Raw genomic sequence first — 12,317 nt, 5'->3', positions numbered from 1 at the left:
GCAGATATTACTCAAGCGCGACAAAAGATGCAAGCAAAATCAACTACATACCGCCTGAACAACTTCAGCCAATTCCTGAGCATGCTGTAAAACTGCAGCTTCATCCTCACCTTCAACCATTACACGCACAAGCGGCTCAGTACCTGACTTACGCAGCAAAACCCGTCCACGCCCTGCCATTGCCTCAGTTGCTTGATCGCAAGCGGCCTTAACCTTAGGGTCTTTGATCGGATCGACACTACCGCTAAAACGCACATTAATCAGCGCCTGCGGCAATTTTTTCCAGGCTAACCGTTCTTTCGCTAAGCTTTGTCCACGACGACGTAAAGCCAACAATACTTGCAATGCAGCAATGATTGCATCCCCTGTTGTCGCATGTTGCGCACAGAGAATATGCCCAGAGTTCTCACCTCCTAGCACCCACTCACGCTCCTGCATCTCGGCCATCACATAGCGATCACCAACATTAGCGCGCACAAAAGGTATATCACGTGCTTTTAATGCCAGCTCTAAGCCTAAGTTACTCATCAAAGTACCAACAACCCCTGAGCCTTCTGGCAAGCGGTCACGCTCTTGCAGGTCAGTGGCAATGATATACAACAACTCATCACCATCTACCACGGCGCCCGTATGGTCAACCATTTGCACTCGATCGCCATCACCATCAAAAGCTATACCCAAATCAGCACCGTGCTCTACCACAGCCTTTTGCAACAGACCCAAACTCGTTGAGCCAACACCATCATTAATGTTTAAACCGTCAGGCTGATCTGCAATTGCAATAACCTCTGCACCTAGCTCTCTAAACACACTAGGCGCCACTTTGTAGGTTGCGCCGTGAGCACAATCAACAACGACTTTCAAACCAGCAAAACTAGTACTGGTTGGCACACTACTTTTGCAGAACTCAATATAACGCCCCGCAGCATCATTGATACGCGATGCTTTACCGAGCTGCTCTGACTCAACCACCGTCATAGGCTCGTCAATCAGCTCTTCAATCATCTGCTCTAACGCATCTGGAAGCTTAGTGCCAGCGCCTGAAAAAAACTTAATCCCATTATCATGATGCGGATTATGTGACGCACTGATCACAATGCCAGCTTCAGCATGAAAAGTCCGTGTCAAATAAGCCACAGCTGGAGTCGGCATGGGACCCAACAACATGACATCAGCCCCAGCAGCGGACAAGCCAGCTTGCAGCGCTGATTCAAACATATAGCCAGAAATTCGAGTATCTTTACCAATCAAAATACGACATTTGCCCTGCTTACGGAATGCCATACCTGCTGCCCAACCGAGTTTCAACATAAACTCAGGTGTGATCGGCTGTGTACCAACACGCCCACGAATCCCATCGGTACCAAAATACTTTCTAGCCATTGTTATTTATTCCTTTGTTGCGGACTGCACCGCATTAAATATTTTTAGCACATCCATGGTTTCCGCCACGTCATGCACACGTAAAATTTTCGCGCCACGCTCCATTGCCATTACAGCCAATGCCAAACTACCCGATAGGCGCTGATCAACAGGCTTATCTAAAACATGCCCAACCATGCTCTTACGGGACACACCTATCAACAATGGGAGCTTCAACTGGTGCAATTCTGGCAGACGCTTAAACAGTTCATAATTATGCTGAGTATTTTTTGCAAAACCAAAACCTGGGTCAAGTATAATGCGCTCAGCACCAATTCCTACCTGCGCGCAAGCCTGTATACGTTCTTGTAAAAACACTGCCACTTCAGTGGCAACATCCTCATAATAAGGTTGGTTCTGCATAGTTTGCGGCTCTCCACACATATGCATCAGGCACACAGGCAAACCTGTTGCTGCAGCCACCTCTAATGCACCTTCACGCCGCAAGGAACGTACATCATTGATCAGCCCAGCACCTAAGCGTGCAGACTCCTGCATCACGATCGGTGTAGAAGTATCAACTGAAATAACCATGTCACACTCTTGAGCAATCCGCTCAACCAAAGGTGCAACACGATCCAACTCCTCTTGCGGACTTACATGGGCCGCACCAGGACGCGTGGACTCACCACCAATATCAACAATACTAGCCCCCAACGCTTGCATCTGTAGCGCTCGAGCTAACGCATCATCTAACTTGTTATAACGGCCGCCATCAGAAAAAGAATCCGGCGTCACGTTAAGGATCCCCATCACATGAGGCTGAGAAAGGTCTAAAGCACGTTGACCACACTGCAAAACAGAGCTCACTGGGCTGCTCATAATCCGCCTTCTGTTCTATGAAAAAGGGCGCTAACTTAGCGCCCGTGTATGATTAATGCTCGCCTGCCGGCCCGCCAATAGGCGCATCCGGCCGTTCTGCCTCTGACTTTGGTTCAACAGTTGCAGACGGTGTCCCCGTTGACCCTCCGTCACCCCAACCCTTCGGCTCACGAGGTTCGCGTCCTTCCATAATATCGTCAATCTGATCACTATCAATGGTTTCATACTTCATTAAGGCCATAGCCATAGCTTCTAGCTTATCGCGATTCTCATGCAAAATTTTTGTCGCAGTGCTATAGCATTCATCAATGATGTCACGTACTTCTTGATCAATCAGCTTAGCGGTCTCACCCGAAACATTCGCCGTACCACCGCCCGAGCGGCCTAAGAAGCTTTCATTTTCTTCTTCCGCATACATTAATGGACCAAGTTTTTCAGACAACCCCCACTTAGTAACCATATTTCGTGCCAACTGTGTCGCGCGCATAATATCGTTTGAAGCCCCTGTGGTAACACCATCAAACCCCAGTGTCATCTCCTCAGCAATACGACCGCCGTACAGTGAGCAAATCTGACTGATTAAACCGCGCTTAGATAAGCTGTAACGATCCTCTTCAGGCAGGAACATAGTCACACCCAAAGCACGACCACGAGGGATGATAGAAACCTTATACACTGGATCATGCTCAGGCACTAAGCGACCTACAATGGCATGTCCTGCTTCGTGATAAGCCGTATTAAGCTTTTCTTTCTCAGACATCACCATAGACTTGCGCTCTGCACCCATCATGATTTTGTCTTTAGCCAACTCAAACTCTTTCATCGTAACTAAACGACTGTCAGATCGTGCAGCAAATAAAGCCGCCTCGTTGACCAAGTTAGCCAAATCAGCACCTGAGAAACCTGGTGTGCCACGGGCAATCACTGCAGCATCAACATCATCATGCACCGGCACTTTACGCATATGTACTTGCAAAATCTGCTCACGGCCTCTGATATCTGGCAAACTTACCACCACCTGACGGTCGAAGCGCCCTGGACGCAGTAAAGCAGGGTCTAACACATCAGGACGGTTAGTTGCCGCAATAACAATCACACCATCGTTATCTTCAAAACCGTCCATTTCAACCAGCAGTTGGTTCAATGTTTGTTCGCGCTCATCATTACCTCCGCCCATTCCGGCACCACGGTGACGACCCACAGCATCAATCTCATCAATAAAGATAATGCACGGTGCATGTTTTTTCGCTTGCTCAAACATGTCACGCACACGCGATGCACCGACACCTACAAACATTTCAACAAAGTCAGAACCGGAAATAGTAAAGAATGGAACCTTCGCCTCACCTGCAATAGCTTTAGCTAGCAAAGTTTTACCGGTACCGGGCTGACCCACCATCAAAACACCACGAGGAATTTTTCCACCTAAGCGTTGGAAACGTGTTGGATCACGTAAGAACTCAACCAACTCCCCAACTTCTTCTTTAGCCTCATCACAGCCAGCCACGTCGGCAAGAGTTGTTTTAATTTGATCCTCAGCCAATAAACGCGCTTTGCTTTTACCAAAGCTCATCGGTCCGCCTTTCCCACCAGCTCCACCTTGCATCTGGCGCATGAAGAACATAACAACAGCTAAAATAATTAAAATTGGGAAGCTAGCTACCAACAGCTGCATCCACATACTCTGCCGCTCAGGCTGCTTACCTACAACACTGACATTATGTTCCAACAAATCGCCCATTAAGCCGTTATCCTGGATCGCCGGTCGCACAGTTTCAAATGTACTGCCATCAGCACGCTGTCCTGTGATCACAAAACCATCCACTGTTACTTGCTTAACACTGCCGGACTGAACTTCTTCAATAAACGTACTGTAGTTCAGCTTGCCGGCCTCGCCTTGCGAGGTGAAGTTATTCATCACAGTCACTAGGACAGCAGCGATAACCAACCATAAGAGTAGGTTTTTAGTCATATCGTTCAATTCTATATATCCTCTGCTGCAACAACCGCAACAAACACGTCAATTACAAAGAACAAACTTACTACAGATTGGTTCGCAGCGTATGTTTGTCCTGTAACAATACATTTAAACACGTCAGTTAAGCATCTTCATCTACTGCATGCATACCACGCGCTAACAAATACTGCTCACGGGAACGATCACGTGAAGAACGCGGCTTGCGCATCTGCACTTTTTCAAAACGCCCGCGCACGTCACGCAAGTACTCATCAAACCCTTCCCCATGGAAAACTTTAATTAAAAAGTCACCACCTGGGCGCAAAACTTTAGACGCTAAATCTAAAGCAAGTTCACACAAATACATTGCCGACGCTTGATCAGCTGCACGTACACCACTCATATTGGGGGCCATATCGGAAATAACAAGGTCTACTGGTTGATTTCCTAGCGCATCAATAATTTCATTGAACACTTTATCTTCAGTGAAGTCCCCTTGAATAAAGGTGACATCAGCAATAGGTGACATCGGCAAGATATCAGATGCAATCAAAGTGCCTTTATCACCAATGACCCGACTGGTGACCTGCGACCAACCGCCAGGGGTGCTCCCCAGATCAATTACGGTCATCCCAGGGCGTAAAATACGGTCTTTTTCTTGAATCTCTAATAGCTTATAACTAGCGCGCGAGCGATAACCATCTTTATGAGCCATTTTCACATATGGATCATTAAAATGCTCATTTAGCCAACGCTGACTGCTTTTAGATCGTGCCACAGAATACCTCTTAAGCTTCAGGTCAGGTAAACTACCCACCTTCATTCAATGTTACGACTCAGAGGTCGATTATGACGCTCACACAAGAGCAAAAGAAACAGTTTAAATCCATCGGCCACCACTTAAAGCCGATTGTTACAGTTGCCGATAACGGTTTAACCGAAGGCGTACTTGCTGAGTTGGACCGTGCGCTGCACGACCACGAGCTGATCAAAATCCAACTGCGTATTGAGCGAGACGATCGGAAAGCTCTGATCGAACAGCTCTGCAAACAAAGCAGCAGCATTTTGGTACAAAGTATCGGTAAAGTTGCGCTAATCTATCGGAAAAACCCGCAACCCAACAAAAACCTATCAAACGTTTTACGCTATAGTTTTCAGTAAAACACCCATATCCAGCTATGAGGTTTACTCACTTGTAGCTGGATCATACTGAGGCACTGGCTGAATCACTAACAACAAGCCGCACATCCCCAACAATACATAGCTATACTCCAGCCAAATTGTAGCGCTTGGCAAGAATGCATGAGTCAGCAAAAAACTACAAGAGAGCAGCAAGCTAGCCAATAATAGCTGCCCACGAACATCCTGAAACAAGCGCTTTACTGAAACCGCTTGCCCAAGCACCAACAGCTGCAAAATCACACACAGCCCTGCCAAACCAATTAAAAGAGGCCGCATGTACATTGCGACCTCTTCAACCAGAACATTAGTAAACCCAAGATTCTCTAATGCTTTAAGCAATACAAAGTGCATGACCCAAACGCCACCAACCCAAAACACTTGAGCAATCTGCCAAGTCATTGCGCCGGCGCGCTGTGGTGCTGTACTAGATATGCTCGACTCCAATAATCTCATACTCAATCAAACCACTTGGAGTTTGTACTACAGCGATATCACCTTCCTCTTTACTCACTAACGCCCGAGCAATCGGCGAAGTAACAGAGATCTTACCTTGCTTTAGATCGGCCTCATCTTCACCAACAATCTGGTATTTTAAGACCTCTTCAGTTTCTACGTTCTCAATTTCTACCGTAGTGCCAAAAAACACCTTGCCGGTGTACGGAATTGTCGTGACATCAATAATCTGCGCACCGGATAAACGCCCTTCGATATCACGAATACGCGCCTCGGTCATACCTTGCTGCTCACGAGCAGCATGGTATTCAGCATTTTCTGATAAATCACCCAATTCTCGCGCAGTGGCAATAGCTGCGGTAATCTGTGGACGCATCACTGTTTTAAGATGCTTAAGCTCTTCTTCCAAGGCGCGAGCGCCTTGGACAGTCATTGGAAATTTAGTCACGCATTAATTCCTGAATGCAAGTCCTGCAAACGACGCACGGTCTTCTCTGGACCGAATTTAAGCGCCTCACAAACAGCTTGCCCCCCCGCCAAGGTGGTAGAGAAGTATACTTTGTGCTGCAGAGCGTTTCGACGAATCGAGAAGGAGTCAGCAATAGATTGACGCCCCTCGGTGGTATTGATGACCAAAGTTACCTCATCATTCTTAATCATATCAACAATGTGAGGACGGCCTTCAGTCACTTTGTTTACGCGGCGCACCTCTAAACCTGCAGCCTCAATGACTTTTGCAGTGCCAGTGGTTGCCACTAAAGTAAAGCCTAGTGCAATTAGGTCACGGGCCAAATCAGCAACGTAAGTTTTATCGTCTTCACGTACACTAACAAATGCACAGCCGCTGGTTGGCAAGACCTCACCAGCTCCCATTTGTGATTTAGCAAAGGCTTCAGCAAAGCTATCACCCACGCCCATCACTTCGCCCGTAGACTTCATTTCTGGTCCTAGAATCGTATCAACACCAGGAAATTTAGCAAATGGGAAAACAGCTTCTTTAACACTAAAGAATGGCGGAATGATCTCTTTGGTAAAACCTAACTCTGTTAATGTCTTGCCAGCCATAACTCGTGCTGCCACTTTTGCCAAAGACTCACCAATGCATTTAGACACAAAAGGCACTGTACGTGACGCACGTGGATTCACTTCAATCACATAAATATCTTCGCCCTGTACCGCCATTTGCACGTTCATTAAGCCCATCACGCCCAACTCCAACGCCATTCGAGTCACTTGGGCACGAATCTCATCTTGAATATGAGCAGGCAATGAGTATGGAGGTAATGAACAAGCAGAGTCACCTGAGTGAACACCCGCCTGCTCAATATGCTGCATAATCGCACCAATAACAACGATTTCACCATCACAAACCGCATCCACATCCACTTCAATTGCACTATTAAGGAAGTGATCAAGCAGCACTGGACTGTCGTTAGATACTTTCACCGCATCCCGCATATAACGCTTCAACTCGGCTTCATCATAAACGATCTCCATGGCACGACCACCTAAGACATAGGATGGACGAACAACCAATGGATAGCCAATTTCACGAGACGCATTGATAGCTTCTTCTTCGCTGCGTGCGGTGGCGTTCTCAGGCTGACGTAAATTCAAACGTTCCACCATCTGTTGGAAGCGTTCACGATCTTCAGCACGGTCAATAGCATCTGGACTAGTACCAATAATAGGCACACCCGCTTCTTCTAGGGCACGACAAATTTTTAACGGAGTCTGACCACCGTATTGCACAATCACACCCACGGGGTTTTCCACTCGAACAATTTCCAACACATCTTCTAAAGTAACCGGCTCAAAATAGAGGCGGTCAGAAGTATCGTAATCCGTAGATACAGTTTCTGGGTTACAGTTCACCATAATGGTTTCATAACCATCTTCACGCATCGCTAAAGCAGCATGCACACAGCAATAGTCAAACTCAATACCCTGACCAATACGGTTTGGACCACCACCCAAAATCATGATTTTTTTACGATCACTTGGATTGGCCTCACACTCTTCTTCATACGTTGAGTACATGTAAGCCGTATCTGTAGCAAACTCGCCAGCACACGTATCAACACGCTTATAGACAGGAAAAACATTCAACTGCTGGCGGCGAGTACGCAGATTCTTTTCAGTTACTCCAAGCAAAGTTGCTAAACGCGCATCACTGAAACCTTTACGCTTCAGCTTAAACATCTGCGCCGCATCAACTTCAGCAAGGCCCATTGTTTTTAAACGCTCAGCCTCAAGCATTAAATCTTCTAACTGCACTAAAAACCAGTGGTCGATTTTAGTAAGGTCATAAATCTCATCACGGGTCATCCCAAAACGAAACGCATCAGCCAAATACCAAATACGATCAGCCCCAGGCACTGTTAGCTCACGGCGTAAAATACTCGCAGCCTCTGGATCATTTAAATCCAGAATAGGATCTAAACCATCGACACCCACTTCCAAGCCGCGCAAGGCTTTTTGTAACGACTCTTGGAATGTGCGGCCAATGGCCATCACCTCACCAACAGATTTCATCTGAGTGGTTAAACGCGCATCGGCTTTAGGGAACTTTTCAAAAGCAAAGCGTGGAATTTTAGTTACGACATAATCAATCGACGGCTCAAAAGATGCTGGGGTACGACCGCCAGTAATATCATTTTTCAGCTCATCCAAGGTGTAACCTATCGCTAACTTGGCAGCAATCTTTGCAATCGGGAATCCCGTAGCTTTCGAGGCTAAGGCTGATGAACGTGAAACCCGCGGGTTCATCTCAATCACCACCATACGTCCATCTTTAGGATTGATACCAAACTGAACGTTTGAACCACCACTTTCAACGCCAATTTCACGCATGACGGCCAAAGATGCATCGCGCATAATTTGGTATTCTTTATCCGTTAAAGTCTGTGCCGGCGCAACAGTAATGGAGTCCCCAGTATGCACACCCATAGGGTCGAAGTTTTCAATGGAACAGACAATAATGCAATTGTCATTTTTGTCACGCACCACTTCCATCTCATACTCTTTCCAGCCGATCAAAGACTCATCAATCAAGAGTTCTTTAGTAGGCGATAGATCTAAACCGCGAGTACAAATCTCTTCAAATTCCTCACGGTTGTAAGCAATACCGCCGCCTGTACCACCCATAGTAAAACTTGGGCGAATAATGCAAGGAAAGCCCACTTCGCTTTGTACTTTGTAAGCCTCTTCCATACTGTGCGCAATACCGGAGCGCGGGCACTCAAGACCAATAGCACGCATGGCCTGATCAAAGCGTGAGCGGTCTTCTGCCTTATCAATGGTATCAGCGTTGGCACCGACCATTTCTACACCGTACTTCTCTAAAACACCTTCACGCTCTAGGTCCAGAGCACAGTTCAGTGCAGTCTGGCCACCCATGGTGGGTAACAATAAGTCTGGGCGTTCTTTGGCGATGATTTTCTCAACGGTCTGCCATTTGATCGGCTCAATATAAGTGGCATCTGCCATCGCTGGGTCGGTCATAATGGTGGCAGGATTAGAGTTCACCAAAATAACGCGGTAACCCTCTTCACGTAATGCTTTACAAGCCTGCGCGCCTGAATAATCAAACTCACAAGCTTGACCAATAACGATTGGGCCAGCGCCGATGATGAGGATGCTTTTGATATCTGTACGTTTTGGCATGGGATTCTCGTAATATTAGGACAGGGTTGCAGTGGCCAGCTTCACGCCAAAGCCGACAAACATGGCGCCCACTCCACTCAATGCGCCGGCAGCCAAATTTTTTCGTTGGCCGAACCAGCGCGCTAAGCGAGCGCCGCTAAAAATTAATAGACTTAGATAAATTCCGCTAATGATTTGCAGAATCAATCCCAGTACTAAAAAGGATATACCAGGGTAGGCGTAGCCTGGATCCACAAACTGGATAAAAAATGAGACAAAAAACAAAATCGCCTTGGGATTAGAGAGACTTAACAAAAGCGCCTTACGTAGAGGTTGCACGATAGGCTTTTGCTGCTCCAACTCTTCAACCATTTGCGTTTTTTTCCGCATTGAGCACCAAGCTGCTCGTAACATATTCAGACCTAACCAACATAAATAGGCTGCACCTAAATACTTAAGCCCAACAAATAACACAGGCTCAGTACGTAACAAGGATGCAATGCCCAATGCTGATAAAGTCATTAATATGGTGTCACCTAAAAACACCCCACAAGCCGCTTGGTACCCTGCAGCAATACCGCGTTGAGCAGCTGTTGCCAGAACAAATAGTGAGTTAGGTCCTGGCAATAACACCACAAAGATTGTTCCTATGATATAGGTCCATATGTCTGTGATCCCAAAGCTTGGCAGCATCATCAATAGCCTTAACGACGTGCTTCGATACTGCTTACAAAGCGATCAAACAAGCTACTGACATCATTCGGCCCTGGACTGGCTTCAGGGTGACCTTGGAAACCAAATGCCACTTTATCAGTGCGCTCAATGCCCTGCAGAGTTTGATCAAACAAAGACTCATGCGTGGCCACTAAATGTGCCGGCAAGCTGTCTTTATCAACCGCAAAACCATGGTTTTGACTCGTAATCATCACTAATTTGGTTTTCAAATCTTGCACAGGGTGGTTAGCACCATGATGGCCACTGCTCATCTTCATGGTACGTGCACCTGAAGCCAAAGCGAGCAACTGATGACCCAAGCAAATACCAAAGACAGGAATATCTGTCTCCAAAATTTCTTGAATAGCCTTAATTGCATAGTCACACGGCTCAGGATCACCAGGACCATTGGACAAAAACACACCATCAGGTTTTAACAGTAACACTTCACTCGCCGGTGTATCTGCCGGCACAACCGTAAGCCGGCAACCGCGCGCAACCAACATCCGTAAAATATTACGCTTCACCCCAAAATCATAAACCACGACGTGATGCGGTAACTGCTCAGCAGGAACCTCTGCATGCGAGTCAGTGGCTAACTGCCAAGGTGCTGAACGCCACTCATATACCTTATTGGTGGTCACTTCCTGTGCGAGATCTAACCCCTGCAGCCCGCCAAAGCTACGAGCCAACTCAAGAGCACGTTCCTCAGTTGCCTCTTCACCTGTTAAGATACAGCCACTCTGCGCACCAGTGTCACGCAGGATACGGGTTAAACGGCGGGTATCAATACCTGCAATAGCAACAATCCTATTGTCCTTTAAATACTCACCTAAAGGTTGTTTATCGCGCCAGTTACTTGACAGCAAAGGTAGGTCACGAATAATAAGTCCCGCAGCCCAAACCTGATTCGATTCAGCATCTACTGGCGTAGTACCTGTGTTACCAATATGCGGATATGTTAGAGCAACTAACTGACGCGCATAAGATGGGTCTGTCAGAATTTCCTGATAGCCGGTCATGGCAGTATTAAAAACCACCTCACCAACGGTCTCACCGTCAATTCCAATGGATTCGCCGCGAAATATGCTGCCGTCAGCAAGGGCGAGTATGGCTGGCTTAGTCAAGAAGACCTCCCGTTATTTAGCCTGATTTGCACCCATGACTTACAAAAAAGCGGAATGACGTAAATTCACATCATTCCGCTTTTCAGTTTATTCGTCATATTGGGGCACTTTTAGTGGATACACTAAAAAGTAATTGTACGGCCTTTTTGATTTAACAGGAAGTACTCAAATAAATTATTTTAGCTCGAGCACATCCTGCATATCATATAACCCTGCAGGCTTATCTTTCAGCCACTGTACAGAACGCACCGCACCCTTAGCAAAGGTCATACGACTGGAAGCTTTATGAGTAATCTCAACACGTTCACCTTCTGCGGCAAAGAGCACCGTATGATCACCCACTACATCACCCGCACGCACTGTCGCAAAACCAATCGTTTCACGCTCACGAGCACCTGTTTGTCCTTCACGACCATACACAGCAACTTCCGCCAGATTACGATCTAGGGCCGCTGCCACAACTTCCCCCATACGCAATGCAGTACCGGATGGTGCATCAACTTTATGACGGTGATGCGCCTCAATAATTTCAATATCTGCATCATCACCCAATACCCGTGCTGCAGTATCAAGCAACTTTAAGCATAAGTTAACACCCACACTAAAGTTTGCTGCAAACACTATCGGGATATTTTTACTCGCATCATCAAGCTGCTGACGCTCATCCTCGGTAAAGCCTGTGGTACCAATAACCATTGCTTTGCCGGCCTGGCGGCACACTTCAAGGTTATGCAAAGTGACCGTTGGATGGGTAAAATCAATCAGCACATCAAAATCATCCAACACGCTGGATAAATCACCTACAAGCTTGACACCAATACGTCCAACACCTGCCAACTCACCCACATCAGCACCCAACAAAGTGCTTTCTGGACGATCAATTGCAGCGGACAATTGCAAGCTAGGCACCATGCGTACCGCTTCAATCAAAGTTTTACCCATGCGCCCTGCGGCACCTACCACTGCAACTCGAAGCATTGTTATTTTCCTAGCTC

11 protein-coding genes are annotated in these 12,317 nt (G+C 46.9%); 1 reads left to right on the top strand and 10 read right to left on the bottom strand.

Annotated features, from left to right (window positions below):
* Positions 1 to 39: 39 nt before the first annotated feature.
* The 4 genes from glmM to rlmE all read right to left on the bottom strand — a co-directional run bounded on the left by glmM (position 40) and on the right by rlmE (position 4,979).
* Positions 40 to 1,383 carry a phosphoglucosamine mutase gene (gene glmM / locus TOI97_RS07860; RefSeq protein WP_321553573.1) on the bottom strand — a complete coding sequence of 448 codons (1,344 nt, stop codon included), beginning with the start codon at positions 1,381 to 1,383 and terminating at the stop codon, positions 40 to 42.
* 6 nt (positions 1,384 to 1,389) lie between these two features.
* A complete protein-coding gene (folP, locus tag TOI97_RS07855) occupies positions 1,390 to 2,244 on the bottom strand; it encodes a dihydropteroate synthase (protein WP_321553572.1) in 855 nt (284 codons plus the stop codon).
* 52 nt (positions 2,245 to 2,296) lie between these two features.
* On the bottom strand, positions 2,297 to 4,216 hold the full coding sequence (gene ftsH / locus TOI97_RS07850) for an ATP-dependent zinc metalloprotease FtsH (RefSeq protein WP_321553646.1): 1,920 nt from the start codon (positions 4,214 to 4,216) through the stop codon (positions 2,297 to 2,299).
* 127 nt (positions 4,217 to 4,343) lie between these two features.
* The gene (gene rlmE / locus TOI97_RS07845) at positions 4,344 to 4,979 is read right to left on the bottom strand and encodes a 23S rRNA (uridine(2552)-2'-O)-methyltransferase RlmE (protein ID WP_321553571.1); all 636 of its coding nucleotides are present in this window, start codon (positions 4,977 to 4,979) and stop codon (positions 4,344 to 4,346) included.
* 71 nt (positions 4,980 to 5,050) lie between these two features.
* Here rlmE and yhbY point away from each other — a divergent pair, with 71 nt between their 5' ends.
* Positions 5,051 to 5,362 carry a ribosome assembly RNA-binding protein YhbY gene (gene yhbY / locus TOI97_RS07840; protein WP_321553570.1) on the top strand — a complete coding sequence of 104 codons (312 nt, stop codon included), beginning with the start codon at positions 5,051 to 5,053 and terminating at the stop codon, positions 5,360 to 5,362.
* 24 nt (positions 5,363 to 5,386) lie between these two features.
* Here yhbY and TOI97_RS07835 read toward each other — a convergent pair whose 3' ends face one another.
* The 6 genes from TOI97_RS07835 to dapB form a co-directional block, all read right to left on the bottom strand.
* Positions 5,387 to 5,782 carry a DUF4149 domain-containing protein gene (locus TOI97_RS07835; protein ID WP_321553569.1) on the bottom strand — a complete coding sequence of 132 codons (396 nt, stop codon included), beginning with the start codon at positions 5,780 to 5,782 and terminating at the stop codon, positions 5,387 to 5,389.
* Between the two features lie 25 nt (positions 5,783 to 5,807).
* A complete protein-coding gene (gene greA / locus TOI97_RS07830) occupies positions 5,808 to 6,284 on the bottom strand; it encodes a transcription elongation factor GreA (RefSeq protein ID WP_321553568.1) in 477 nt (158 codons plus the stop codon).
* On the bottom strand, positions 6,281 to 9,502 hold the full coding sequence (gene carB, locus TOI97_RS07825; protein ID WP_321553567.1) for a carbamoyl-phosphate synthase large subunit: 3,222 nt from the start codon (positions 9,500 to 9,502) through the stop codon (positions 6,281 to 6,283). The genes greA and carB overlap by 4 nt, the downstream gene beginning before the upstream one ends.
* 15 nt (positions 9,503 to 9,517) lie before the next feature.
* Positions 9,518 to 10,171 carry a leucine efflux protein LeuE gene (leuE, locus tag TOI97_RS07820; RefSeq protein WP_321553645.1) on the bottom strand — a complete coding sequence of 218 codons (654 nt, stop codon included), beginning with the start codon at positions 10,169 to 10,171 and terminating at the stop codon, positions 9,518 to 9,520.
* Between the two features lie 14 nt (positions 10,172 to 10,185).
* Positions 10,186 to 11,322 carry a glutamine-hydrolyzing carbamoyl-phosphate synthase small subunit gene (gene carA, locus TOI97_RS07815; protein WP_321553566.1) on the bottom strand — a complete coding sequence of 379 codons (1,137 nt, stop codon included), beginning with the start codon at positions 11,320 to 11,322 and terminating at the stop codon, positions 10,186 to 10,188.
* 174 nt (positions 11,323 to 11,496) lie between these two features.
* Positions 11,497 to 12,300, bottom strand: a complete 804-nt coding sequence (dapB, locus tag TOI97_RS07810) for a 4-hydroxy-tetrahydrodipicolinate reductase (protein ID WP_321553565.1) — start codon at positions 12,298 to 12,300, stop codon at positions 11,497 to 11,499.
* Positions 12,301 to 12,317 lie beyond the last annotated feature (17 nt).

Source organism: Denitrificimonas halotolerans, from assembly GCF_034259425.1.
GTDB lineage: Bacteria > Pseudomonadota > Gammaproteobacteria > Pseudomonadales > Pseudomonadaceae > Denitrificimonas > Denitrificimonas halotolerans.
Note: the sequence above shows the minus strand (reverse complement) of the source record. Positions and strands in the feature narration are given on the sequence as shown.